The sequence below is a fragment of the Bradyrhizobium sp. WSM2254 genome (genome assembly GCF_000472645.1).
In the GTDB taxonomy this organism is placed as follows: Bacteria; Pseudomonadota; Alphaproteobacteria; order Rhizobiales; family Xanthobacteraceae; genus Bradyrhizobium; species Bradyrhizobium niftali.
In genome coordinates, this window is record NZ_AXAB01000002.1 from 298,733 (window position 1) to 322,622 (window position 23,890).

A 23,890-nucleotide genomic window follows, 5' to 3' on the forward strand; every position below is an offset into this window, starting at 1 on the left:
TAGCGGAGAAAGTTATGTTTGACATCGCAGTCCCGGCCATGATCGGCGTCGCGCTGATCGTCGTCCTGGGGATCGTCTTCACCATCCTCTACAAGCGCGCCACGCGCGACGAGGCCTTCGTGCGCACCGGCCTCGGCGGCAAGAAGGTCGTGCTCGACGGCGGCGCCATGATCCTGCCGATCTTCCACTCCTATGCCAGCGTCAATCTGAAGACGCTGCGGCTCACCGTCGAGCGCAAGGAGCGGGAATCCCTGATCACCAAGGACCGCCTCCGCGTCGACATCGTCGCCGAGTTCTACGTGCGCGTCCGCCCCGACGACGAGAGCATCGCGCTCGCCAGCCAGACTCTGGGCGCGCTGACCAATGACGCCGAAGCCCTGCGTAATCAGGTCGAGGCGAAATTCGTCGACGGTCTGCGTTCGGTGGCGGCCACCATGTCGATCCTGGAGTTGCAGGAAAAGCGCAGCGACTTCGTCAAGCACGTGCAAGCGACCGTGGAGTCGGACGTCAAATCCAACGGTCTCGAGCTCGAATCGGTGTCGCTGACCAAGCTCGACCAGACCGATGTGAAATTCTTCAATCCGGAAAACTTCTTTGACGCCGAAGGTCTGACCCAGCTCAAGACCGTTACCGAGACGCGCCGGCGCGACCGCAACTCGATCGTGCGCGACAACGAGGTGGCGATTGCGCAAAAGGACCTCGAGGCGCGGCAGCAGACCCTGACCATCGAGCGCACCAAGAAGGAGGCCGAGCTCTCCCAGGAGCGCGACATCGCCAACAAGACCGCGAGCACCCGCGCCGAAGTCGCGACCGCAACCCAGACCGCGCGCCTGACCGAGGAGAACGCCCGCATCGACACCGACCGGGCGGTCGCCGAGAAGGAGGCGGGCGCCAAGCAGGTCAAGGAAACCGCGGTGATCGAGTCGGATCTCGCCATCAACAAGCGCAAGACCGACGCGCAGCGCGAGATCCAGATCGCGACCCAGGAGAACGAGATCCAGATCGCGGCCAAGAGCAAGCAGACCTCGGAAGCCGTCGCCGAAGCCAAGACGGCCGAGGCGATCGCCGTCTCTGCGGAGGAAAAGGTCGTGACCGCACGCGCGGTCGAGGTCGCCGACCGTGCTCGTCTCACCCAGGTGCTCGCGGCGCGAACCGAGGCCGAGCGCAAGTCGACCGAGGTGATCGTGGCGGCCGAGGCCGAGAAGAAGGCGGCACTCGATCGCGCCGAGGCCACCAAGACGCTGGCCACCGCCGAAGCCGAGTCCAACAAGATCAAGGCGGTCGGCGTCAGGAATATCGGCGAGGCCGAGGCCGCAATCATCACGCTCAAGAACGAGGCGCAGAACAAGCTCGGCGCCAACGTCATCGACTTCGAGCTCGCCAAGAAGCGGATCGAGACCATGCCCTCGGCACTCGCCGAGATGGTCAGGCCGATCGCCAACCTCAAGGACGTCCGCATCCTGCACACCGGCGGCGCGTTCGGCGGCAACGGCAACGGCGCCGGCGGCAATGTCGGTTTCGGTGAAGGGCTCGCGGGCGAGCTGCTCAAGGTGCACGCGCTGCGTCCGATGATCGACGAGATCCTGCGCCAGAGCGGCTTTGCGCCGGGCGACGATCCCGTGCAGGCGCTGGTCGGTGCCGTGACGGGCAAGAGCAACGGTGCCGCGGTGCCGGCGCCCGTGCCGGAGAAAGCAAACTCCGCCGACCTATGAATGCCCGTTCATTGCTGCGGAGAATTCGAATCGATAAGAAATCCCCGTGCGCGTCTCGCGTCGCGCACAGCTCCGGAGTGCTGATCGAGGCGTGTTGAACCTTTCGATCACGCTCCGGACGAATCGTTCGAGGCAACGCCATTTGTTGCCGCGGCGCCTGCGCCGATCGACGTCAGGCGCTCAAAGCCTGTTTCGATCCAGGGAATTTCACATGAAGTATTTTCTGTCTGCACTGATCGCGATCGGTCTTTCGATTGCCGCCACACCGTCGTTCGCAGCTGATGCCCGCAACGTCACCGTCGTCAACGAGACCGGCTATGCCATCAAATTCCTGGGCTTCAACGCGCCGGACGATGGCCTGGACGAATGGGACAACGAGCTCGACAAGGTTTTGCAGAATCAGGCGAGCACCTATGTCGAGTTCGACGATGACGACGAGGGATGTGTCTGGAACATCCGCGTCGATTGGCAGAATTACGACGAGGCCGTGCTCTGGAAGAACGTCAATCTCTGCAAGTTCACCGCGCTGCGGCTGCGCTACGACGCCGGCACCAAGACCACGTCCTTCGTCGCCGAATAGTTTTCCGCCTGACAGGCCCGGAGGAGGGGCCGTCCGGCCCTTCCTCAGGCGCGTTGCGGAAGATGACGAATTCGTCCTTTGCAAGCGCAACCGGCTTTGTTATACGCAGCCGCGCGCGAACGAACGGTTCGCCCTTTTCCTCGGTAGCTCAGCGGTAGAGCATCCGACTGTTAATCGGATGGTCGCTGGTTCGAATCCAGCCCGGGGAGCCAAATTTTACCGCAATTTCAGTAGCTTGCACTCGTGCCTTGATGCGGCGCGCGACGTTGCTCGGGCCGTCTCTCAACACGTTTGCGGGCCCGCATGCGATGCAGAATCGTGTTCAAGCAAACGTGTCCTGACCGCGGCTTCGCGCCCGGAGGGCTGGCACCAAATCGACTTAATTCAATTCGAGCTTCGACGGGCCGGACCCTTACGGAGCTGATTCCCATGCCCGACATCCAGATCGACCGTGCCCCACTGGCTCCCTCGATTCTGCCGGCCGACATTCCCGAGCTCAGCGACGACGAATGCATCGCCTGCCTGGCGCGCGCGGTCGAGACGCCCGATTCGGCGCGGCTGGACGAGGTCGCCGCCCTGATCGGCCGCCTCGCGGTGACGATCGAATAGTCCATCGCCCCCTGATGCGGTGAGTCGCGGAAGCGTTGGCCGGCGGAGGCCAACGCCCATGTTGCGTTTTCGCCGGGCATGTTCCAAAGATGCCGCAACTTTCGTCCGCGGCATCGTCCGCATTTCAGGGTCCGCAAATGTCCGGTTTCTCGACCGCGCGCCTCAAAATGGTCGATGGCCAGGTGCGCACTAATGACGTCACTGATCGCCGCGTCCTCGACGCCATGCTCACGGTTCCGCGCGAGGCCTTCGTGCCGGCGAGCCGGCAGGCCTTGGCCTATCTCGACCTCGACCTCGATGTGAGCGAGGGCGGCGGCAAGCGGTTCCTGATCAAGCCGCAGCTGACCGGCAAGCTGCTCCAGGCCGCCGAGATCGGCGAGGATGACAACGTGCTGGTCGTCGGCTGCGCCACGGGCTACCTCGCCGCACTGGCCGCCAAGCTGGCGCGTCAGGTCACCGCAACGGAATGCGATTCGGCCCTGGTCGCGAAGGCCAAGGACGCTTTCGCCGCCCTCGGGCTCGCCAATGTCACCTGCAAGGTCGCTTCCTGCACCGAGGGGGACCCCTCTGGCGCGCCCTACGACGTGATCATCCTCAATGGCGCTGTCGAGGTGACGCCGGAGGAGCTGCTCGGGCAGCTTAGGGAAGGCGGGCGTCTGGTGGGGGTGTCTGCCGAATCCCGGCCGCCGCGGGCCATGATTGTGACCCATACCCACGGCGAATTCGGCCATCGGGCGCTGTTCGATGCCGGTGCCCCGGTCCTCCCCGGGCTGGAACGGGCCGCCGCATTCGTCTTCTGACGGCCCAAAGCCCGTTAAAATCCCGTTCTGAATCAGAAGTGTGGCCGGGATGCTGCACGTGAAGAGTTTCCACCGAGAACTACCTTGAGGTAGTTCCGTCGCGTCGATCCGCGTCCTATGTTGCGACGGGGCAACGACTCCACTCGGTAGACGTAACCCAGCTCGCGGGCACGAGCCGGACGTTAGAATGAACGGAATTTTTGGGATGCATGGGGTGAAGCTCTTCACCGGAGCGGCGGTTTCGGTCTTGGTGCTGGCGCTTGCCGGGCCGACGCCTGCCTTGGCGGACACGATCGAGGCCGCCTTGGTGCGCGCCTATCAGAACAATCCGCAGCTCAACGCGCAGCGTGCCCAGGTGCGCTCGACCGACGAGAACGTGCCGCAGGCCTTGTCGGGCTACCGTCCCAGGGTCGCGCTGACTGCGAGCGGCGGCTATCAATATACGGATTTGCAGAGCGGCGTGGGGAGTAACTCAATCCACGGATCCGTGTTGCCTCGCAGCGCTGGAATTACCGCCACGCAGACGCTCTACAATGGCAACCAGACCGCCAACAGAACGCGGGCGGCGGAGAGTCAGGTGTCCGGTGCCCGCGAAGCGCTGCGCAGCCTCGATCAAAGCTTGCTGCTCCAGGCCGCCACGACCTACATGGATTATCTGCGCGATGCCGCCACGCTGGAAGTCCAGCGCAGCAACGTGCGCGTGCTCGAGCAAACACTGAAGCAGACCCGTGATCGTTTCAACGTCGGCGAAGTGACGCGCACCGACGTTGCGCAATCGGAAGCGCAACTGGCTGCCGGCAGAACGCAGGCGCTTACCGCCGAGGCGAACCTCACCACGACGCGGGCGAACTTCCGCCGCATCATCGGCAACGAGCCGACGAACCTCGCACCGGGCTCGCCGGTCGACCGGTTCCTGCCGTCAACGCTCGCTTCGGCCGTCGAGCTCGGCTTGGTCGAGCATCCCAACGTCACGGCCGCAATGTATGGCATCGACGTCAATTTCTTGCAGGTCAAAGTCGCCGAAGGTGCGTTGCTGCCGACGGTTACGATCCAGGCAGCGGCCACGCAGTCCAACGAACAGTCCTTGATTCAGTTGCGCTCGTTCAACGCATCCGCGATCGCGCAGGTCTCGGTGCCGATTTATCAGGGCGGTGGCGAATATGCGCTGATCCGCCAATCCAAGGAAAACCTGGCGCAGCAGCGTCTCAACCTCGAAACCACGCGCGACCAGACCCGCGCGAACGTGGTGCAGTTCTGGGGGAATTTGCAGGCCGGCAAGGCGCAGGTGCAGTCCGCGCAAGCGCAGGTGACGGCGTCCGAGATCGCACTCAACGGTGTGCGCGAGGAAGCCAAGGCCGGTCAGCGCACCACGCTCGACGTGCTCAACGCGCAGCAGGCGCTGGTCAATGCGCGCGTCGCATTGGTGACGGCGCAGCACGACCGCGTCGTGGCATCGTATAACGTCCTTGCCGCCGTCGGCCGTCTGGCGCCCCAGGTGCTCGGTCTTGCGACCACGGTCTACGATGCCAGCGTTCACTACCATCAGGTCCGTGACAGCTGGGGCGGCGTGCGTACGCCCGACGGGCGCTGATTCCCGTAGTCATCCGGTCGGCCTCGCGAACAGCCGACGCCGACCGGTGCTTTGCTTGCAATCATCAAAATCCCTGACATAGCCTTGCCAAGAAGATGCGGGTCGATTCGCCCCGCATTCGATGTCGTGTGCGTAAAGCTTGAGTGCCGAGGGCAGGGGCGCACCGCCGCACGTTGAGCCGTGATCTGGGGACAAGTCGGGCTGCCGTGACGAAAATGTCGGGGCGTCCGTTGCGGAACCGGCCAATCCTGTCGTGCTTGGTGTAAAACAACGCATGCGAGGGCGTTGATGATGTGGAGTCGGAGATGACGCAGCCTGCAAAGGTCACAGAACCCTCGATGGAGGAGATTCTGGCCTCGATCCGGCGCATCATTGCCGACGATGAGGCCAAGCCGCCGCCGGCAGAGATCGCGAATCCCGGGAAGGCTGCGGCGCCTGCGGCGCCCGCAGCAAAGCCGCAGGCGATGAACGACATTCCGCCCGCCAAGGTCGCACCCGCCAAACCCGCCGCCGAGAAGCCCGCACCGCCTCCGGCTGCAAAGCCGGCGCCGCCCCCGCCGCCTGCACCTGCGGCGAATGTCTCTCCAAACTCCCAGGACGATATCGACGCGCTGCTGGCGGGGCTCGACACAGCCACGTCAGCGCCTGAGGTTCGTGCTCCGGAACCCGAGCCGGAGCCCGAGCCCGACGTGCTCGAATTGACCGACGACATGGCGATGGACCCGGAGCCGACACCGCCTCCGCCGCCGCCGAGCTTCCGCAAGGTCGAGCCGCGCGACGATCTCGAATTCGCCGAATCGCCCCCACCGCGCCCGTCGCCGTCCTACGCGCCGGTGGATTTCGATGCCCCGCCGCTGCCACCGCAGCAGCCGATCCTCGCGCAATCGACGGTCTCAGCGGTCGAATCCGCCTTCAATTCCCTGGCCCATACGGTGCTCAGCAGCAACGCGCGGACGCTGGAGGACCTGGTCAAGGAGATGCTGCGCCCGATGCTGAAATCCTGGCTCGACGACAACCTGCCGGGGCTGGTTGAACGCATCGTCAAGGCCGAAATCGAGCGGGTCTCGCGCGGCGGCAGGTAGAGCGGGCCGCTGAGCCCTGATAAAGCCCCGCTTGTGCGTCACATTCGGTCCGCCGACCGGGCCGGAAAGCCCGTTTGCCGCTGAGCTTTCGTTGACCTTTTCGTTGACTTGCCCCCCGCGCGCGGCTTTCTAGCAGCCCCATGATCGAGAAAAATTACCAGCCCGCCGATATCGAAGCCCGCATGTCCGTGGTGTGGGAGGACAGCCGTGCCTTCAAGGCCGGCCGCCCCGACCGCCGCGACGCAGTGCCCTTTACCATCGTGATCCCGCCGCCGAACGTGACGGGCTCGCTGCACATGGGCCACGCCCTCAACAACACGCTCCAGGACATCCTGTGCCGGTTCGAGCGCATGCGCGGCCGCGACGTGCTGTGGCAGCCCGGCACCGACCACGCCGGCATCGCCACCCAGATGGTGGTCGAGCGGCAGCTGATGGAGCGCCAGCAACCCGGCCGGCGCGAGATGGGCCGCGAGAAGTTCCTGGAGCGGGTCTGGCAGTGGAAGGCCGAGAGCGGCGACACCATCATCAACCAGCTCAAGCGGCTCGGCGCGTCCTGCGACTGGTCGCGCGAACGCTTCACCATGGACGAGGGCCTGTCCAAGGCCGTCATCAAGGTGTTCGTCGAGCTGCACCGCGACGGCCTGATCTACAAGGACAAGCGGCTGGTGAACTGGGACACCAAGCTCTTGACCGCGATCTCCGATCTCGAAGTGCAGCAGACCGAGGTCAAGGGCAGCCTCTGGTATCTGCGCTATCCGATCGAGGGCAAGACGTTCAGCCCCGAGGATCCCTCGAGCTTCATCGTCGTCGCCACGACGCGCCCGGAGACCATGCTCGGCGATTCTGGCGTCGCCGTGCATCCCGATGACGAGCGCTATCAGAAGCTGGTCGGCAAGAACGTCATCCTGCCGCTGGTCGGCCGCAAGATCCAGATCGTCGCCGACGACTACTCCGATCCGGAGAAGGGATCGGGCGCGGTGAAGGTGACGCCGGCGCACGACTTCAACGACTTCGAGGTCGGCAATCGCCACGGCCTGCGCCGGATCAGCGTGCTCGACAAGGAAGGTTGCCTCGATCTCCTCGACAACGAGGACTATCTGCGCGGCCTGCCGGAAGGCGCCTCGCAATTCGCCGAGGAGTTCAACAAGGTCGATCGCTTCGCCGCGCGCAAGCGCATCGTCGAGCGGCTGGAATCGTTCGGCTTCGTCGAGCGGATCGAGCCGCACACCCACATGGTGCCGCACGGCGACCGCTCCAACAGCGTGATCGAGCCGTACCTGACGGACCAGTGGTACGTCGACGCCAAGACACTCGCAAAACCCGCGATCGCGGCGGTGCGTTCGGGCGAAACCAGCTTCGTGCCGAAAAACTGGGAAAAGACCTATTACGAGTGGATGGAGAACATCCAGCCCTGGTGCATCTCGCGCCAGCTCTGGTGGGGCCACCAGATCCCCGCCTGGTACGGGCCCGACGGGAAGGTGTTCGTCGCCGAGACCGAGGAGGAGGCCGTCAGCCACGCGCTCGGCTATTACGTCGAGCAGGAGGTCATCACGGCCGAGCAGGGGCGCGAGATGGCGCTCGACCGCAACAAGCGCGAAGGCTTCATCACGCGCGACGAAGACGTGCTCGATACCTGGTTCTCCTCGGCGCTGTGGCCGTTCTCGACGCTCGGCTGGCCCGAAGATGCACCCGAGGTGCGGCGCTACTACCCGACCAACGCGCTGGTGACCGGCTTCGACATCATCTTCTTCTGGGTCGCCCGCATGATGATGATGGGCCTGCACTTCATGAAGGAAGTGCCGTTCTCGACGATCTACATCCACGCCCTCGTCCGCGACGAGAAGGGCGCCAAGATGTCGAAGTCGAAGGGCAACGTCATCGATCCGCTCCACCTGATCGACGACTACGGTGCGGACGCGCTGCGCTTCACGCTGGCCGCGATGGCGGCGCAGGGACGCGACATCAAGCTCGCCACCAGCCGCGTCGAGGGCTACCGCAATTTCGCGACCAAGCTCTGGAATGCGTCCCGCTTCGCGGAGATGAACCACTGCGCCGTGCCCGACGGTTTCGAGCCGGCAAAGGCCAAGGAGACGCTGAATCGCTGGATCGCGCATGAGAGCGCGCACACCACGCGCGAGGTGACCGAGGCGATCGAGGCCTATCGCTTCAACGATGCCGCCGGCGCGATCTACCGCTTCGTCTGGAACGTCTATTGCGACTGGTATGTCGAGCTGGCAAAGCCCGTACTCCTTGGCCCGGACAGCCCCGCCAAGGACGAGACCCGCGCCATGGTCGCCTGGGCGCGCGACGAGATCCTGAAGCTGCTCCACCCCTTCATGCCCTTCATCACCGAAGAGTTGTGGGAGGTGACGGCCAAGCGCGACGGCCTGCTTGCACTGGCGCAATGGCCGCTGAAGCCCTCCGCCCCGACACCGGAGCAACTCGTGATGCTCGCGGCAGCCGCCGGTCCGACCGATCCGCTGATCTCGCCGGCCCTGATCATGCCGATCTTCGATCATGCCGACTTCACCGATCCCAAGGCGGAAGCCGAGATCGGCTGGGTGATCGACCTGATCACGCAGATCCGCTCGGTGCGCGCCGAGATGAACATTGCGCCGGCGACGCTGACCGCGCTGGTGCTCGTCGGCGCCTCGGCCGAGGCCAGGGAACGCGCACCGCGCTGGACCGACGTCATCAAGCGCATGGCGCGGCTGTCTGACATCTCCTTCGCCGATCGCGCACCTGACGGCGCGGTTCAGCTCCTCGTGCGCGGCGAAGTGGCCGCGCTGCCGCTGAAGGGCGTGATCGACGTCGCCGCCGAGCGCACGCGCCTCGACAAGGAGATCGGCAAGGCCGACGCGGACATCAAGCGCGCCGAGTCCAAGCTGGCGAACGAAAAATTCGTCGCCAACGCGGCCGACGAGGTCGTCGAGGAGGAGCGCGAAAAGCGCGAGGCGGCGCTGGCCCGCAAGGCCAAGCTGCTCGAGGCGCTGGAGCGGCTGAAGCTTGCCTCTTAGGACGCCCGTCATTCCGGGGCGATGCGTAGCATCGAACCCGGAATCTCGAGATTCCCCGGTGCGCAATTGCGCACCTGTGGTCTGGTCCTTCGGACCATCCCGGAATGACAGTCACTTCGGAAACGGCTTGCTCAGAAACTTCGAGCCCCTGACGCCATAGCGCCAGGGCAGCTCGACGGCCTTGGTGATGCCGATCCGGATGCCTGTCGCCACCTCGAAATTCTCCGTCCGCGCATGCAGCGCGATCGGCGGCCGGTCCAGCGGCAGGGCGTTGTGCGCGATGGTGATGCCGAGCGCCTCGGTCAGCTTGCCCGGGCCCGAGCACAGCGCGTGCACGTCCTGGAGGTGACGGCGGCGGCGCATCGCGGCGATGCCGTGCGTCGGCTCCAGCGCGCGGATTAGCACAGCCGCGGCCGAGCCTTCCTCCTCGCAGACGAAATTGACGCACCAGTGGATGCCGTAGGAGCGGTAGACATAGGCAAAGCCGGGCGGGCCGAACATGACCTGGTTCCGCGGCGTCGGGCCGTTGTAGGAGTGCGCCGCCGGCTCGGTATGATGATAGGCCTCGACCTCGACGATGCGGCCGCCGACGCCGTCCACAAGCATGGTGGCACCGATCAGGTCATGGGCGACCTCGCGGACGTTGCGGCCAAAAAAGGCGCGCTTCAGGGCCTTGCCGAGCCGCGGTGTAGAGGTCTTCAAGGTTGGAGCCATTCGAGGTGAGAATCGCCTGAAAACAGAGCAGGATATTGCCCATATCTGCCATGTTCCCTGAAGCGGTGCGAGCCGGGTTGCGATGCCGGGCGAGACCGACTAGGTAGGACCTGAACAGACCGGACACCCCATGGTCGTTATTGTCGATACCATCACGAACCCGCTGCGCCCGCGCCACCCCGAAAAGGTGAATCGCCCCGATTCCGCTTCGCCGCCGAAGCCGGACTGGATCCGCGTGCGCGCGCCCAACACGCGCGGCTATGCCGACACCCGCAACATTGTGCGCGCCAACGGCCTGCACACGGTGTGCGAGGAGGCGGGCTGCCCGAACATCGGCGAGTGCTGGGACAAGAAGCACGCGACCTTCATGATCATGGGTGACACCTGCACCCGCGCGTGCGCCTTCTGCAACGTCAAGACCGGCCTGCCCAACGCGCTGGATGCGGCCGAGCCGCAGAACGTTGCCGAGGCCGTTGCCAAGCTCGGTCTTGCCCACGTCGTCATCACCTCCGTCGACCGCGACGATCTTGCCGATGGCGGCGCCGAGCATTTCGCCCAGACCATCCGTGCGATCCGGGCCGCGTGCCCTTCGACCACGATCGAGATCCTGACGCCGGACTTCCTGCGCAAGGACGGAGCGCTCGAGATCGTCGTCGCGGCCAGGCCCGACGTCTTCAACCATAATCTCGAGACCGTGCCGTCGCGCTATCTCACGGTGCGGCCGGGCGCGCGCTACTTCCATTCGATCCGGCTGTTGCAGCGGGTCAAGGAGCTCGATGCGTCCATCTTCACCAAGTCCGGTATCATGGTCGGCCTCGGCGAGGAGCGCCATGAAGTGCAGCAGGTGATGGACGATCTGCGCTCGGCCGACGTCGACTTCCTGACCATCGGGCAATATCTCCAGCCGACCCGCAAGCATCACGCGGTCATGCGCTACGTGCCGCCGGACGAGTTTTCGTCCTATGAAAAGGTCGCCTACACCAAGGGCTTCCTGATGGTGTCGGCGAGCCCGCTCACCCGCTCGTCGCATCATGCCGGCGAGGATTTCGCGAGACTGAAGGCTGCGCGGGCAGCTCAAGCCCGCTGACGTACCATGCATCGAGTTTCGAGCAAGCACCGCGTCAACCACAGTGCGTCCGAGATGTTTGATCTGGTCGCCGATGTCGAGCGCTACCCGGAGTTCGTGCCGCTGTGCAGCGCGCTGAAGGTGCGGCAGCGGATGGCGAAGCCCGACGGCACCGAGGTGCTGGTCGCCGACATGACGGTGTCGTTCAAGCTGGTCAAGGAATCCTTCACCAGCCGCGTGACGCTCGACCGCGCCAACCTGAAAATCCTGGTCGAATATCTGCAAGGCCCGTTCCGTAATCTGGAAAACCGTTGGACGTTCGAGCCCAAAGGTGAGGGCGTCTGCGACGTCGGCTTCTTCCTCGCCTACGAGTTCAAGAGCCGCATGCTGGCGATGCTGATGGGCTCGATGTTCGATGCCGCGTTCGCACGCTTCTCCACCGCATTCGAGAAGCGCGCGGATGCGATCTACGGACGACCGAAGCTGGCGTCGACGTAGTCTAGGCTGGGCACACTCTTTCCGCCGTCATTGCGAGGAGCCCTTGCGACGAAGCAATCCAGAATCCCTCTGAGGAAATACTCTGGATTGCTTCGCTTCCGCCGTCGCTCTTCGAGCTATGGCGGACAAGGCGCTCGCGATGACAGTGGGGCTCAATCCACCGCTTTGACAACATCCGGCGGCTGCGAGGCGTAGTAGGCCGCGGCCTGCTCGATCTCCTGCGGCGTCATCGCGCGCGCGATGTTGCGCATCTGCTGGCTGATGTCGTTGCGCCGTTCGCCTGAGGCGAAGGCCTGGAGCTGGGCCTTCATGTAGGCCTCGGACTGGCCCTCCAGCCAGGGGCTGCCGGTCTTGTTGTCGAGGCTGCCATGGCAGGCGCCGCACGGCGCGATGCCGCGGATCGGCGCGCCGTAGATGACGATGTTGGGTTTCGGCAGAAGCGGCGTCGGGTGATAGGCCGGCAGCCGCGGCAGATAGGCGTAGTAGTTCGAGAGGTCGGCGATCTCCTGGTCGGTCAGGTTGACGGCGAACGGCGACATCACGGCATTGGTGCGCGCGCCGGAACGGAAATCGTGCAGCTCCTTGTAGATCACGGCCGCATACTGACCGGCGAGGTTGGGCGAGTCCGCGCGGCTGATGCCGGTCGGGCCGTGGCAGATCGCGCAGCGCTGCGCGAGCGTGGCGCCGCGGCCAATCGCCTCCTGGCTCGGACGCGACAGCGTATGCGAGGTGAGCACGACCTCCGAAAGACGCTTGCTCTGCTCGGGCGCCGTCACGCTTGCCGCGCGCCGCGGCACGCCGGCGGCGCTACAGATCGCATCCCAGACATTGGCGAACTGCACCCAGGGCTGCGCGAAGGGCAGCACGATGAATCCGGCAATCGCCGTCACGACGAGGATCGCAGCAGTGATGCCGACGCCAATCTTGAAATGGCCGTTACGGAAGGTGAAGAGGTCGCGCGTGCTCATCACTGCGCTCCCACATAGACGGCCGGCACCGACGTGCCCTCGGTCAGTGCCAGCGTCAGGATCGGATAGCCGTAATTGGTGATGGTCAGCGCGATCATCAGCGCCACCCACAGCGCGTGGGTGTTGAGCGCGACCGGCACCGTCGCCGGCTGGTGCACGGCCAGCGCAAAGCGATAGGGGCCGGCGTCAGCCTGAGGCGCACGCATCCCTCGGGCCAGAATGACCAGGAATATGATGCCTGAGGTCAGCAGGATGAAACCGCCAATCGCGGAGAATGTGACGGAGAGCGCCTGCGGCGCGATCGCGGGATCGCCGAAGTCGAAATAGGCCATGCGGCGCGGCATGCCCAGGATGCCGACCCAGTGCCAGGGGAATGTGGTGATGATCATGCCGACGAACCACAGCCAGAGCTGGGTGCGGATCAGGCGAAGGTCGGTCAGCTCGCGCCCGGTGAGGTGCGGCCACAGATCATAGGCGATCGCGAAATACATGATCACGATGGCGCCGCCGAAGATCAGGTGGAAATGGCCCGTGATCCACTGCGTGTTGTGGATCGATGCGTCGAGCTGATAGCTCATGTTGATGAGGCCGCCGGCACCGCCGAAGCCGAGCATGACGAACGAGAACGCGAGCGCCAGCATCATCGGATTGTCCCAGGGCAGCGCCCTGATCCAGCCGAACAGGCCGCGCCCGCCGCGCAGCCGCGCGGCGATTTCGACCGAGGCGCAGATCGTGAACACCGTCAGCAGTGTCGGCAGCGCGACCAGTGCGGTGAAGGCCGAATGGATGAACTTGAAGCCGGCGCCGACCTGCGGATCGGCGAAGGTGTGGTGCATGCCGATCGGCATCGCCACCACCAGAAACAGGATGAACGAGATCCGCGCCATTGTGTCGGAATAGACCCGGCCGCCGATCGCGCGCGGCACGATGGTGTAATAGGCGATGTAGGTCGGCATCAGCCAGAAATAGACGATGGCGTGCAGCGTCCAGGAGAAGAAGACACGGGCAAGACCGGCGTCGATCGTCGCCTTCAACCCCGCCGCAACCGGAATGATCTGGAGCAACAGCTCGAGCGCCGCGCCGACCGCGGTCCACGCCCACAGATAGGAGCCGGCGACATTGGCGAACATGGCAAGCGGCACCGGCGCGCCGGGATGGGCCTTTCGCCAGACGCGCAGATTGACCGCCATCAGCGCGACCCAGATCCAGGAGCCGACCACGACCAGGACGACGCCGAGATAGTAGAAGACGTTGCCGATCAGCGGCGGATAGAACGTGTAGAGCACCGAGGCGCGCCCGAGCGCGATCGGGATCACGGCCATGATGCTGCCGGCAACGATCAGCCAGAATCCGGCCCAGGCCCAGCGCACGCCGACCAGGCGCTGCTCCAGCGCGGATTCGCTGATGGCGTAGCCAAAACCCATCGCCACCAGCGTCGGGAACACGTAGCCCATCACCGTGCCGTGCGCGGTCAGCGAGCGGTAGTAGAGCTCGGGGTTGGAGAGCCAGGTGCCGATCGGGCTGCGGATGAACATCTGCCAGGCGCCGAGCGTGAGCGCGACGCCGAACAGCGCGAAGGCAAACCAGAAATGGGCGAGGATGAGCTTCCTATTGGCCAACACAGCTCAGCCTCCCGCCGCCCTTCGCACGATTGGCAAAGTCGGTCTTGTCGATCACCTTGACCTTGCCCCACATGCCCTCATGGCCGAAGGAGCAAAACTCCTGGCAGGGCATCAGATAGTCGCCGGTCCTTGTAAAGCGCATCAGCTGCTCGGAGATGTAGCCCGGCACCAGCATGGTGTTGACGTTGGTGCCCTGGATCAGGATGCCGTGCACGACGTCGGCGCTGGTGGCGCGGAGCGTGATCGGCGTATCCACGGGCACCACGATGCAGGCCGGCGTGAAGGAATATTGCTGGCCGATCGCGCGTACCGTGACGTTGCCGTTGGCCTCGAGAACGCTGCCGAGATTGCTTTCGACGAATTCGCCCGAAAGATGAATGCGCGAGGGATCGGTGGTCTCGACGCGCGGCTGCGGCATGGTTGCGCGATGGATGCCGGCGAACGCCGCCAGCAGCGCCATGCCCACGATGATGATCACGGCAATAGTCGCCCAGCGCCGCTCGACGCGGGCTGCGACCTCGGCGCTGCCATGGGTGTCCTCTGCGCTCATTGCAGCGATCCGCGCGGCAGGAAGACGAACAGATAGAAGGCGAGCCACATCGCGACCACGCAGGCCGTGGCGATACCGGCGAGCACGATCGCGCCGGACGGGCCCTGCGCGACGACCTCCTCGACGGCCTGGTCGGCGGCGGCTGGGCTGGTCGGCGGATCGGAATTGATCATGACGTTTCTCTGGCGTCCTCAGTTCAGCGGTGCGGAGCGCAGCTCGTTGGCCTCGCGGGCCGAGACCGGCGTGCCGCGATTGCCCCAGGCGGTGCGGATGTAGGAGACGACGGCGGCGACCTCGTTGTCGGAGAGCAGGCCGGCGAACGGCGGCATCCCATATGGCATCGGATTGCCCTTGGTACCCGGCGGATAGCCGCCGTTGAGCACCATGCGGATCGGGTTGACCGCCGACTGCATCTCGATCGACTGGTTGTTGGCGAGCGGCGGCCAGTGCGGCGGCTTGCCTTCGCCCTGCGTGCCATGACAGCTCGCGCAGTTCTTGTCATAGACGGTCTTGCCGAGGCTGATCAGCAGGCTGCTTTCGGTGGTCGGCAGCGCCGAGCTCGCCGGCGGCGGAGGGGAGGGCTCCGAGATGCCCTTGAGGTACACCGCCATCGCCTTGGTGTCCGCGTCATCAAGATATTGCAGGCTGTTGTGCACGACTTCGGCCATCGGGCCGTAGACGACACCGCGCGCCGAAACGCCGGTCTGGAGCAGATCGGTGATGTCCTTGATGCTCCAGTCGCCGAGACCTGCCTCGCGGTTGGACGTGAGCGAGGGCGCGTACCAGTTCTGCATCGGGATCAGGCCGCCCTTGAAGGCGTCCGATTGCGAGGTGCCGCCGAGCGCATTGATCGGCGAATGGCACATGCCGCAATGACCGAGCCCTTCGACCAGGTAGGCGCCGCGATTCCATTCCGCCGATTTGGTCGGATCAGGCTTGAACTCGCCCTCGCGGAAGTACAGCGTGCGCCAGCCGAGAATGAGCTGACGGTTGTCATAGGGAAAGCGCAGATCGTGCGGCTTGTTCTTCTGGCTGACCGGCGGGATCGAGCGCAGATAGGCGAAGATCGCGTCGCTGTCGGCGCGCGTGACCTTTGTGTAGGACGCAAACGGCATCGCCGGATAGATCAGTCCGCCATCCGGGAAGCGGCCGTTGTGCATGGTCTTGTAGAAGTCGTCCGCGCTCCACTTGCCGATCCCGGTCTCTGGATCCGGCGTGATGTTGGAGGTGTAGAGCGTGCCGAACGGCGTCGGCATGGCGCGGCCGCCGGCGAACAGGCGGCCTTCCGGTGCGGTGTGGCACGCGGTGCAGTCGCCGGCGCGGGCGAGATACTCGCCGCGCGCGATGATATCACCGGTCTTGTCCTTGTCCTGCGCCGGCGCGGCCGTCGTGAACGCGGCGAGAGCGAGGAGTGCGATCGACAGTCTTGAGCCCATCATCCGCCTCGTCAGTTGGGCTGGCTGCCGCAGCCGAACGGCAGCGCGTAGGTGCCTTTCGGCACGGGAGCCGGGTTGGCGGGCGCCGGCCGCGTCGCGAGCCAAGCTGCAACGGCGGTGACGTCGGCCTCGGTCAGATGGCCGGCGACGAGCTGCATGCAGTCGGGCGATTTGGCCGTGCGCGTGCCGTAGCGCCAGGCGCCGAGTTGAGCGCTGATGTAAGGCGCGCGCAAGCCCAGCAGTCCGGGGATGCCGGGCTGCATGCCCGTGAGCCCGGGACCGTGGCAGCTCACGCAGGCCGGAATGTTGCGGCCGGCATCGCCGCTCGTCGCAAGCTGCTCGCCCTGCGCCAGCACGTCCTTGCTGACCTCGCTCGGCGCCGGCTGCGGCAGCGGCGGATGCTCGCTGGCAAAGTACTCCGCCATCGCCTCCAGGTACGGATCGGGCAGGAACTCCAGCAGATAGTTCATCGGCGGGTATTTGCGCCGGCCGCTGCGGAAGGCGAGGAGCTGGTTGTAGAGATAGCCGGCGGGTTTGCCGGCAAGCCGCGGGAAATAGACGTCGCTGGTGCCTTCGCCCTTGTTGCCGTGACAGGGCGTGCAGGCCTCGACCCGCGCCGCCATGGTATCCGGCGGCTGGTTGGCCGTTTGTGCGGCCACAGCGTCAATGGCGGCCAGGATGGCAATGATTGCCAGAGCAGTGGTGCGAGCGAGCAATTCGTCGCCCTCCAGAAGGCTGGGCCGGTTGATTCCGGACCACAACATAGAGCGGCATTATTGCGCCAATATAGTCGCGCGCAAGTTCGGAAGGGAACGATGACGTTTGGTCGCGCTCTTGCACTGCATATAACGATCGGATTCGACAAGATTTGCGTGCTTTTTGAAAAGCAGCGCAGCATCGCGGTCTCGTGGGACCGCTCGCCCGAGCCTTGTGCTTCCACTCACCTCGACACGAAACACAACTGCGGGCAAACGGCGTATATCGCTACCGTGAGGCTAACGGATATTGTGTGACCACAGGGATCGGCCATGGACCATATCGCTCTGACGACTTTCAGGGAAATCGCGGACGCCGATTTCGATGACGTGGCCGATGCGCTGATCGAGATGCAGGCTCACTATCGCGCCGTCTGCCCCGCACGGGACATGATCATTGACGGGCTGAGGTCGAGGCCCGCCGGATCGCGAATTCTGCTCGCTTGTGAGAACGATGAAATCGCAGGTCTTGCATGTTTCAGTGCCATCTATCCCGGACCGGGTTTGACGTCAGGCTTCTTCCTGAAGGAGCTCTACGTTCGTGACAACCGACGCGGAGCTGGATTGGGAAAACGGCTGATGGCGCGACTGGCCGAAATCGCGCGCCAGGAGGGGCACGATCGCATCGATTGGACTGCCGATGCGGATGACCTGCGGCTTCAGCACTTCTACGAGATGCTTGGTGGGCGGGCGCTACCGGAGAAGAGGTTCTTCCGGATCGCCGGCGCGAAGCTGAGAGAACTGGCCGAGATGTAAGTGACAGCCCGCACAATTGTAGTTCGCATGAGCGTAGCGACATGCGGGACTTCTGCCGTGGTGTCCCCGGGTGTCGCTTCGCTCACCCGGGCTACGGGACGACGGAACCGTTCACCCCCGCGGCGAGCGCGGCGGCCTGCGCTTCGCCGCGTGCCTTCGCGGCGAGCGGGTCACACGCGGGCGCAGGCGGGTTGCGGCGGCGGCGCGGCGCGGCTTGGCCGCGACTTGCGGGCCGCGAGCGAGGTCCATCAGCATGCGCAGCGCCTCGACCACGGAGCGCTGACGCACGGCGCTGCGGCCGATCGCGCCGAAACGATGCTCGCGATGGATGATGCGGCCGTCGCGGGCGGCGGCGGCGAAATGGACGAGGCCGACCGGCTTGCCGGGCGTGGCGCCGCCGGGGCCGGCGATGCCGGTGATGGCGACCGCTAGGTCGACACCGGCACGCTCCAGCGCGCCGATCGCCATCGCGGTTGCGGTCTCCTTGCTGACGGCACCGAAATTGGTGAGCGTACCTGCTTCAACGCCGAGCATCGCGCGCTTGGCGTCGTTGGAATAGGTGACGAAGCCGCGGTCGATCACGTCGGAGGAGCCGGGGATGTCGGTCAGTGCGCCGGCAACGAGGCCGCCGGTGCACGATTCGGCCGTGGCGATCGTCAGCTTGCGCATCCGGCACAAATCGAGCAGCGAGCGGGAGAGGGCGCGTGCGTCGCTGCCGCCCATGATCTTACACGCTCCAGGGCAGGCGGATGGTGGCGCTCGCGGTGGCCGCGATGCCTTCCTCGCGGCCGGTGAAGCCGAGCCGCTCGCTGGTCGTCGCCTTCACCGCGACGCGCGAGATGTCGACACCGGAAATCTCGGCGATGCGCGCGCGCATGGTGTCGCGCAGCGGGCCGATCTTCGGCCGCTCGCAGATCATCGTCACCTCGAGATTGGCGACGCGGCCGCCGCGCTGGGTGACGCGCTCGATGGCGTATTTCAGGAACTGGTCGGAGGAGGCGCCCTTCCACTTCGCATCGCTCGGCGGGAAGTGCGAGCCGATGTCGCCGTCGGCCAGCGCGCCGAGGATGGCATCCACCAGTGCATGCAGGCCGACATCGCCGTCGGAATGGGCCAGGAAGCCTTTGCTGTGGGGCACGCGCACGCCGCAGATCATGACGTGGTCGCCTTCGCCGAAGGCGTGCACGTCGTAGCCCGTGCCGGTCCTGATGTCGCCGAGCTGGGCAGCCAAGCGCGCTTCCTCGCGCACGAAGTCTTCGGGAGTGGTGAGCTTCATGTTGGCAACATCGCCTTCAAAGGTTGCAACCGTCAATCCCGCCCATTCGGCAATCGCGGCATCATCGGTGAAATCGCTGCGTCCGTCCTTCGCCGCGCGACGATGCGCCTCGAGGATGACATCGAAACGAAAGGATTGCGGCGTCTGCGCGATCCGCAGGCGGGCCCGGTCCGGCGTGTCCTCGACATTGCCGCTCTCACCGGTGAGCTTGATGGTGTCGGTGACGGGAACGACGGGGATCGCGGCGCCGGTGCGGCTGGCGGCATCGATCGCGCGCGAGATCACGCCTTCCGAGACGAAGGGACGCGCGGCGTCGTGGATCAGGACAATGTCGGGCTTGTGCCGTGCCAGCGCTTCGAGACCGGCAAGCACCGAGGCCTGGCGCGTGGCGCCGCCATTGGCCGGCGGCTCGTGCTTCAATCCTGCGACCGCTACCGTGAACATGGCGCTGTCGTCGGGGTTGACCACGGGCTGCACGGCAAACACGTCGGGGTGGCGGCTGAAGGCTTCCATGGCGCGATAGATCACGGGCTGGCCGCCGATCTCGCGATATTGCTTCGGCCCGCCGGCGCCTGCGCGCAGGCCGCGACCTGCCGCGACAAGAACGACTGCGGTGCGCTGTGATTTCGCCATAGGACTCAAATACTCAGTTGCTAATGAAAGAGTCGGGAGTGGGTGATTGCCGGCATGCCTCTAGCACGGCAGGCCCGCAAAAAAAGGGGGTTTCCCCGGATTGTGGGAAACAGCAGTTTGTTGCACTGCACTTGAAAGATTTGCAGAACTGTCTAAACTGTAGGCATGACGCTTGACTGCACAAGAATTGTGCGCAAGATAGATCATGGCAGGTGCGATGAGGCCCTGCGAGTGAATGAGACCACTGTGACCGGCCCGGCAGGATTAGGCTCCAAGCCCTTGAAAATAGGCGATATTGAGGTCGCTACCCCGGTCTTCCTGGCACCGATGTCGGGAGTGACTGACTCGCCCGTCCGGCGGTTGGTCGCCGAGCTTGGGGCAGGTCTGGTGGTGTCCGAAATGACCGCCAGCGATGAGCTCGCCAACGGCCACCGGATGTCCCGGTTGCGCTGCGAAGCGACCGGAATCGGCCCGCATGTGGTGCAGCTCGCCGGCTGCGAGGCGCACTGGATGGCCGAAGGCGCCCGGATCGCCGAGGCCGAGGGCGCCGATATCATCGACATCAACATGGGCTGTCCGGCCCGCCACGTCACCGGCGGCCAGTCCGGCTCGGCCCTGATGCGGGATCTCGACCATGCCGTCAGCCTGATCGATGCGACGATCGCGGCGGTGAAGGTGCCGGTGACGCTGAAGATGCGGCTCGGCTGGGACGATCGCAGCCGCAATGCGCCGGAACTGGCGCGGCGCGCGGAAGCCGCCGGCATCAAGCTCGTCACCGTGCATGGCCGCACCCGCTGCCAGTTCTACAAGGGCGAGGCCGATTGGGATGCTATCCGCGCCGTGCGCGAGGCGATCTCGATTCCGCTCATCGTCAATGGCGACATCACCTCCTACGAGAAGGCGCTCGCGGCGCTCGAATCCTCCGGCGCCGACGCCGTGATGATCGGCCGCGGCGCGCAGGGCCAACCCTGGCTGCCCGGCCAGATCGGCCGTCGCCTGAAGGGCGGGGCGGCGGAAGCCGCGCCGTCGCTCGCGACGCAACTCCATTATGTCCGCACGCTTTATGAAGGCGTGTGCGCCCTCTACGGCCTGCGCGTCGGCCTCAAGCATGCCCGCAAGCATCTCGGCTGGGCGCTCGACGTCGCGGCCGAAGCGAGCCGCGCGCCGGCCGCGAAGCTGAAATCCTGGCGCCAGACGATTCTGACGTCCGAGGATCCGCGCCTCGTTCACCAGTCACTGCAAGATGCCTTCGACGACTTCGCATGGAGCGCTGCTGCATGAGCTCAGCCGCTGAACATCGTCGGCCGCTTCCGTCCGACAGCGATGCGATCCTGGACGCGCTTCCCAATCCCGTGCTCATGATCGGGCCGGACGGCAAGATCGTCGGCGCCAACATCGCAACCGAAGCTTTCTTCGAGATCTCGACGCAGTTCCTGAAGCGGCAGTCGCTGAAAGAGCTGGTGCCGTTCGGCAGCCCCTTGCTGGCGCTGATCGACCAGGTGCGCTCGTCGAACTCGCCGGTGAACGAATACAAGGTCGATCTCGGCACGCCCCGGATGGGCGGCGACCGCCAGGTCGATCTGCACGTCGCCCCGCTCACGGAGCGGCCCGGCCATATCGTGGTGATGCTCCAGGAGCGCACCATCGCCGACAAGATGGACCGCCAGCTCACCCATCGCAGCGCCGCGCGCTCGGTGATAGCGCTAGCAGCAATGCTCGCGCATGAGATCAAGAATCCGCTCTCCGGCATCCGCGGTGCGGCGCAGCTGCTGGAGCAGCAGGCGTCCTCCGAGGACCGCATGCTGACGCGGCTAATCTGCGACGAGGCCGACCGCATCGTGACGCTGGTCGACCGCATGGAGGTGTTCGGCGACGAGCGCCCCGTGGTGCGCGGGCCGGTCAACATCCATTCGGTGCTCGATCACGTGAAGCGGCTGGCGCAGTCGGGTTTTGCCCGCAACATCCGCTTCATCGAGGACTACGATCCCTCGCTGCCGCCGGTGCTGGCGAACCAGGACCAGTTGATCCAGGTGTTCCTCAATCTCGTGAAGAACGCCGCCGAAGCCCTGATCGACGTGCCCGACGCCGAGATCCAGCTCACCACCGCGTTCCGCCCCGGCGTACGCCTGTCAGTCCCCGGTCAAAAATCCCGGGTATCGTTGCCGCTCGAATTCTGCGTGAGGGACAACGGACCAGGCGTGCCGGACGATCTTCTGCCCAACCTGTTCGATCCCTTCGTGACCACCAAGCAGACCGGCTCGGGTCTGGGCCTTGCGCTTGTCGCAAAGATCGTCGGCGATCACGGGGGCATCATCGAATGCGAATCTCAGCCGCGCAAAACCACCTTCCGCGTGCTGATGCCGATGTATTCCACATCGGTCAAACATGCCGATCACAGCAGTCGCGACGGCTCTGCCGGGAAGTCGTCGTCTGCATCACAGGGGGCAAAATGAGGATTAACAATGCCCGCAGGTAGCATTCTCGTTGCAGATGACGACACCGCCATCCGCACGGTACTCAACCAGGCTCTGTCCCGCGCCGGCTATGAGGTCAGGCTCACCGGCAATGCCGCAACGCTGTGGCGCTGGGTCAGCCAGGGCGAGGGCGATCTCGTCATCACCGACGTGGTGATGCCGGACGAAAACGCCTTCGACCTGCTGCCGCGGATCAAGAAGATGCGGCCGAATTTGCCCGTCATCGTCATGAGCGCGCAAAACACCTTCATGACGGCGATCCGCGCCTCCGAGCGCGGGGCGTACGAATATCTGCCAAAGCCCTTCGACCTGAAGGAGCTGATCGCCATCGTCGGCCGTGCGCTCGCCGAGCCGAAGGAGCGAACCTCGACGCCGGACGAGGACGCCGAGATGGAGGCGATCCCGCTGGTCGGCCGCTCGCCGGCGATGCAGGAAATCTACCGCGTGCTGGCGCGCCTGATGCAGACCGACCTCACCGTGATGATCACGGGCGAGTCCGGCACCGGCAAGGAGCTGGTGGCGCGCGCGCTGCACGATTACGGCAAGCGCCGCAACGGCCCGTTCGTCGCCGTCAACATGGCGGCGATCCCGCGCGACCTGATCGAGTCCGAGCTGTTCGGCCATGAGCGCGGCGCCTTCACCGGCGCCAACACCCGCGCCTCGGGCCGGTTCGAGCAGGCCGAGGGCGGCACGCTGTTCCTCGACGAAATCGGCGACATGCCGATGGAGGCGCAGACCCGCCTGCTGCGCGTGCTCCAGCAGGGCGAATACACCACCGTCGGCGGCCGCACCCCGATCAAGACCGACGTGCGGATCGTCGCGGCGTCCAACAAGGATCTGCGCGTCCTGATCCAGCAGGGCCTGTTCCGCGAAGATTTGTTCTTCCGCCTTAACGTCGTGCCGCTGCGGCTGCCCCCCTTGCGCGAGCGCATCGAAGACCTGCCGGACCTCGTGCGGCACTTCTTCACGCTGGCCGAGAAGGACGGCCTGCCGCCGAAGAAGCTCGACACGCTGGCGCTGGAGCGGATGAAGCAGCACCGCTGGCCCGGCAACGTGCGCGAGCTCGAAAATCTCGCCCGGCGCCTCGCCGCGCTCTATCCGCAGGACGTGATCACGGGCTCCGTCATCGACGGCGAGCTGGCGCCGCCCACGGTCAGCCCCGGTGCCGCGGTCCAGCAGGGCGTCGACAATCTCGGCGGCGCGGTGGAGGCGTATCTGTCCTCGCACTTCCAGGGCTTCCCGAACGGCGTGCCGCCGCCGGGCCTCTATCACCGTATCCTCAAGGAGATCGAGGTGCCGCTGCTCACGGCCGCGCTCGCCGCCACCCGCGGCAATCAGATCCGCGCCGCGGACCTGCTCGGCCTCAACCGCAACACGCTGCGGAAGAAGATCCGGGATCTCGATATCCAGGTCTACCGGAGCGGGGGCTAGTTTTCCGGGACGGTGGCTCAGCTCCCCCTACCACAGCGGAGCTGAGCCTGTCCGAATCGCGCTGGCCTTGATGGCTAACGCGGTGAGCAGAAGTCCTGATAGGACCGACTTGTTCCGCCGGAACATTCAAATTGGTCATTCGACCGCAGGACGCGGCGTCGCACCTATCTGACCAGGCGGCCTGATGTCGGCAGCATGGCCACGTCAGCCGGTGCCTGCATGCCGTGGCCGTTGACCAGCAGGTCGGAAGCGACGATCAGCAGCAGAACGGCCGCGACCATTATCGCGAGAAAGAACCTATCCATCCGGGTCAAGCCGGA

At 65.3% G+C, this 23,890-nt stretch carries 23 protein-coding genes and 1 tRNA gene; 14 read left to right on the top strand and 10 right to left on the bottom strand.

The genetic code is table 11. The features are described 5' to 3' along the window. Positions 1-14 precede the first annotated feature (14 nt). The 8 genes from A3M7_RS0103910 to A3M7_RS0103945 all read left to right on the top strand — a co-directional run bounded on the left by A3M7_RS0103910 (position 15) and on the right by A3M7_RS0103945 (position 9,391). Positions 15-1,712: a flotillin family protein gene (locus A3M7_RS0103910; protein ID WP_027542745.1), complete on the top strand. Its 1,698-nt coding sequence runs from the start codon at positions 15-17 to the stop codon at positions 1,710-1,712. Positions 1,713-1,923: 211 nt separating this feature from the next. Beyond that, the gene (locus A3M7_RS0103915; RefSeq protein WP_027542746.1) at positions 1,924-2,292 is read left to right on the top strand and encodes a hypothetical protein; all 369 of its coding nucleotides are present in this window, start codon (positions 1,924-1,926) and stop codon (positions 2,290-2,292) included. A gap of 137 nt (positions 2,293-2,429) precedes the next feature. Then, positions 2,430-2,504 (top strand) — tRNA-Asn (locus A3M7_RS0103920). 217 nt (positions 2,505-2,721) lie between these two features. Next, on the top strand, positions 2,722-2,901 hold the full coding sequence (locus A3M7_RS0103925; protein WP_027542747.1) for a hypothetical protein: 180 nt from the start codon (positions 2,722-2,724) through the stop codon (positions 2,899-2,901). Positions 2,902-3,038: 137 nt separating this feature from the next. Then, the gene (locus A3M7_RS0103930; protein ID WP_027542748.1) at positions 3,039-3,701 is read left to right on the top strand and encodes a protein-L-isoaspartate O-methyltransferase; all 663 of its coding nucleotides are present in this window, start codon (positions 3,039-3,041) and stop codon (positions 3,699-3,701) included. A 205-nt stretch (positions 3,702-3,906) separates the two neighbouring features. Further along, positions 3,907-5,292: a TolC family outer membrane protein gene (locus tag A3M7_RS0103935; protein ID WP_027542749.1), complete on the top strand. Its 1,386-nt coding sequence runs from the start codon at positions 3,907-3,909 to the stop codon at positions 5,290-5,292. Positions 5,293-5,597: 305 nt separating this feature from the next. Continuing rightward, positions 5,598-6,374, top strand: a complete 777-nt coding sequence (locus A3M7_RS0103940) for a PopZ family protein (RefSeq protein WP_027542750.1) — start codon at positions 5,598-5,600, stop codon at positions 6,372-6,374. A gap of 140 nt (positions 6,375-6,514) precedes the next feature. Further along, the gene (locus A3M7_RS0103945) at positions 6,515-9,391 is read left to right on the top strand and encodes a valine--tRNA ligase (RefSeq protein ID WP_027542751.1); all 2,877 of its coding nucleotides are present in this window, start codon (positions 6,515-6,517) and stop codon (positions 9,389-9,391) included. Between the two features lie 111 nt (positions 9,392-9,502). Here the strand turns inward: A3M7_RS0103945 and A3M7_RS0103950 are convergent, their stop codons facing one another. Continuing rightward, positions 9,503-10,105: a DNA-3-methyladenine glycosylase gene (locus A3M7_RS0103950; RefSeq protein ID WP_027542752.1), complete on the bottom strand. Its 603-nt coding sequence runs from the start codon at positions 10,103-10,105 to the stop codon at positions 9,503-9,505. Positions 10,106-10,235: 130 nt separating this feature from the next. On the opposite strand from A3M7_RS0103950, the gene lipA reads away from it, so the two are divergent. Then, the gene (gene lipA, locus A3M7_RS0103955; protein WP_027542753.1) at positions 10,236-11,192 is read left to right on the top strand and encodes a lipoyl synthase; all 957 of its coding nucleotides are present in this window, start codon (positions 10,236-10,238) and stop codon (positions 11,190-11,192) included. 6 nt (positions 11,193-11,198) lie between these two features. Beyond that, positions 11,199-11,669, top strand: coding sequence for a type II toxin-antitoxin system RatA family toxin (locus tag A3M7_RS0103960; protein WP_027542754.1), 471 nt, complete (start codon positions 11,199-11,201; stop codon positions 11,667-11,669). Positions 11,670-11,821: 152 nt separating this feature from the next. Here A3M7_RS0103960 and A3M7_RS0103965 read toward each other — a convergent pair whose 3' ends face one another. The 6 genes from A3M7_RS0103965 to A3M7_RS0103990 are packed head-to-tail and all read right to left on the bottom strand — an operon-like array spanning position 11,822 to position 16,868. Continuing rightward, on the bottom strand, positions 11,822-12,637 hold the full coding sequence (locus A3M7_RS0103965) for a cytochrome c (RefSeq protein WP_027542755.1): 816 nt from the start codon (positions 12,635-12,637) through the stop codon (positions 11,822-11,824). Next, the gene (locus tag A3M7_RS0103970) at positions 12,637-14,259 is read right to left on the bottom strand and encodes a b(o/a)3-type cytochrome-c oxidase subunit 1 (RefSeq protein WP_027542756.1); all 1,623 of its coding nucleotides are present in this window, start codon (positions 14,257-14,259) and stop codon (positions 12,637-12,639) included. The genes A3M7_RS0103965 and A3M7_RS0103970 overlap by 1 nt, the downstream gene beginning before the upstream one ends. Continuing rightward, positions 14,246-14,809: a cytochrome c oxidase subunit II gene (locus A3M7_RS0103975; protein WP_027542757.1), complete on the bottom strand. Its 564-nt coding sequence runs from the start codon at positions 14,807-14,809 to the stop codon at positions 14,246-14,248. The genes A3M7_RS0103970 and A3M7_RS0103975 overlap by 14 nt, the downstream gene beginning before the upstream one ends. Next, on the bottom strand, positions 14,806-14,982 hold the full coding sequence (locus A3M7_RS49495; protein ID WP_027542758.1) for a hypothetical protein: 177 nt from the start codon (positions 14,980-14,982) through the stop codon (positions 14,806-14,808). Before A3M7_RS49495 ends, A3M7_RS0103975 begins: the two co-directional genes overlap by 4 nt. Before the next feature lie 18 nt (positions 14,983-15,000). Then, on the bottom strand, positions 15,001-16,245 hold the full coding sequence (locus A3M7_RS0103985) for a cytochrome c (protein WP_198033698.1): 1,245 nt from the start codon (positions 16,243-16,245) through the stop codon (positions 15,001-15,003). Between the two features lie 11 nt (positions 16,246-16,256). Beyond that, a complete protein-coding gene (locus A3M7_RS0103990; RefSeq protein WP_371089947.1) occupies positions 16,257-16,868 on the bottom strand; it encodes a cytochrome c in 612 nt (203 codons plus the stop codon). 462 nt (positions 16,869-17,330) lie between these two features. Here A3M7_RS0103990 and A3M7_RS0104000 point away from each other — a divergent pair, with 462 nt between their 5' ends. Beyond that, entirely contained in the window at positions 17,331-17,756 is a 426-nt protein-coding gene (locus A3M7_RS0104000) for a GNAT family N-acetyltransferase (RefSeq protein ID WP_371089909.1), read from the top strand. 111 nt (positions 17,757-17,867) lie between these two features. Here A3M7_RS0104000 and A3M7_RS0104005 read toward each other — a convergent pair whose 3' ends face one another. Next, on the bottom strand, positions 17,868-18,479 hold the full coding sequence (locus A3M7_RS0104005; RefSeq protein ID WP_027542763.1) for a CinA family protein: 612 nt from the start codon (positions 18,477-18,479) through the stop codon (positions 17,868-17,870). A gap of 4 nt (positions 18,480-18,483) precedes the next feature. Continuing rightward, the gene (locus A3M7_RS0104010) at positions 18,484-19,665 is read right to left on the bottom strand and encodes a bifunctional 2-C-methyl-D-erythritol 4-phosphate cytidylyltransferase/2-C-methyl-D-erythritol 2,4-cyclodiphosphate synthase (protein ID WP_027542764.1); all 1,182 of its coding nucleotides are present in this window, start codon (positions 19,663-19,665) and stop codon (positions 18,484-18,486) included. 279 nt (positions 19,666-19,944) lie between these two features. On the opposite strand from A3M7_RS0104010, the gene dusB reads away from it, so the two are divergent. From dusB to ntrC, 3 genes are read left to right on the top strand one after another with little or no spacing between them, the layout of a single operon-like run. Further along, positions 19,945-20,946 carry a tRNA dihydrouridine synthase DusB gene (gene dusB, locus A3M7_RS0104015; protein ID WP_027542765.1) on the top strand — a complete coding sequence of 334 codons (1,002 nt, stop codon included), beginning with the start codon at positions 19,945-19,947 and terminating at the stop codon, positions 20,944-20,946. Next, entirely contained in the window at positions 20,943-22,118 is a 1,176-nt protein-coding gene (locus A3M7_RS0104020) for a nitrogen regulation protein NR(II) (protein WP_027542766.1), read from the top strand. The genes dusB and A3M7_RS0104020 overlap by 4 nt, the downstream gene beginning before the upstream one ends. 9 nt (positions 22,119-22,127) lie before the next feature. Further along, positions 22,128-23,570 carry a nitrogen regulation protein NR(I) gene (gene ntrC, locus A3M7_RS0104025; protein WP_027542767.1) on the top strand — a complete coding sequence of 481 codons (1,443 nt, stop codon included), beginning with the start codon at positions 22,128-22,130 and terminating at the stop codon, positions 23,568-23,570. 164 nt (positions 23,571-23,734) lie between these two features. Here the strand turns inward: ntrC and A3M7_RS48250 are convergent, their stop codons facing one another. Further along, positions 23,735-23,875 carry a hypothetical protein gene (locus tag A3M7_RS48250; RefSeq protein ID WP_156936814.1) on the bottom strand — a complete coding sequence of 47 codons (141 nt, stop codon included), beginning with the start codon at positions 23,873-23,875 and terminating at the stop codon, positions 23,735-23,737. Between the last annotated feature and the right edge of the window lie 15 nt (positions 23,876-23,890).

Bases quoted from the DNA above. Each gene is read 5' to 3' on its own strand.
- A3M7_RS0103910 (WP_027542745.1), top strand. From the start codon at position 15: ATGTTTGACATCGCAGTCCCGGCCATGATCGGCGTCGCGCTGATCGTC.
- A3M7_RS0103915 (WP_027542746.1), top strand. From the start codon at position 1,924: ATGAAGTATTTTCTGTCTGCACTGATCGCGATCGGTCTTTCGATTGCC.
- A3M7_RS0103925 (WP_027542747.1), top strand. From the start codon at position 2,722: ATGCCCGACATCCAGATCGACCGTGCCCCACTGGCTCCCTCGATTCTG.
- A3M7_RS0103930 (WP_027542748.1), top strand. From the start codon at position 3,039: ATGTCCGGTTTCTCGACCGCGCGCCTCAAAATGGTCGATGGCCAGGTG.
- A3M7_RS0103935 (WP_027542749.1), top strand. From the start codon at position 3,907: ATGCATGGGGTGAAGCTCTTCACCGGAGCGGCGGTTTCGGTCTTGGTG.
- A3M7_RS0103940 (WP_027542750.1), top strand. From the start codon at position 5,598: ATGACGCAGCCTGCAAAGGTCACAGAACCCTCGATGGAGGAGATTCTG.
- A3M7_RS0103945 (WP_027542751.1), top strand. From the start codon at position 6,515: ATGATCGAGAAAAATTACCAGCCCGCCGATATCGAAGCCCGCATGTCC.
- A3M7_RS0103950 (WP_027542752.1), bottom strand. From the start codon at position 10,105: ATGGCTCCAACCTTGAAGACCTCTACACCGCGGCTCGGCAAGGCCCTG.
- lipA (WP_027542753.1), top strand. From the start codon at position 10,236: ATGGTCGTTATTGTCGATACCATCACGAACCCGCTGCGCCCGCGCCAC.
- A3M7_RS0103960 (WP_027542754.1), top strand. From the start codon at position 11,199: ATGCATCGAGTTTCGAGCAAGCACCGCGTCAACCACAGTGCGTCCGAG.
- A3M7_RS0103965 (WP_027542755.1), bottom strand. From the start codon at position 12,637: ATGAGCACGCGCGACCTCTTCACCTTCCGTAACGGCCATTTCAAGATT.
- A3M7_RS0103975 (WP_027542757.1), bottom strand. From the start codon at position 14,809: ATGAGCGCAGAGGACACCCATGGCAGCGCCGAGGTCGCAGCCCGCGTC.
- A3M7_RS49495 (WP_027542758.1), bottom strand. From the start codon at position 14,982: ATGATCAATTCCGATCCGCCGACCAGCCCAGCCGCCGCCGACCAGGCC.
- A3M7_RS0103985 (WP_198033698.1), bottom strand. From the start codon at position 16,245: ATGGGCTCAAGACTGTCGATCGCACTCCTCGCTCTCGCCGCGTTCACG.
- A3M7_RS0103990 (WP_371089947.1), bottom strand. From the start codon at position 16,868: ATGGCGGCGCGGGTCGAGGCCTGCACGCCCTGTCACGGCAACAAGGGC.
- A3M7_RS0104005 (WP_027542763.1), bottom strand. From the start codon at position 18,479: ATGGGCGGCAGCGACGCACGCGCCCTCTCCCGCTCGCTGCTCGATTTG.
- A3M7_RS0104010 (WP_027542764.1), bottom strand. From the start codon at position 19,665: ATGGCGAAATCACAGCGCACCGCAGTCGTTCTTGTCGCGGCAGGTCGC.
- A3M7_RS0104020 (WP_027542766.1), top strand. From the start codon at position 20,943: ATGAGCTCAGCCGCTGAACATCGTCGGCCGCTTCCGTCCGACAGCGAT.
- ntrC (WP_027542767.1), top strand. From the start codon at position 22,128: ATGCCCGCAGGTAGCATTCTCGTTGCAGATGACGACACCGCCATCCGC.
- A3M7_RS48250 (WP_156936814.1), bottom strand. From the start codon at position 23,875: ATGGATAGGTTCTTTCTCGCGATAATGGTCGCGGCCGTTCTGCTGCTG.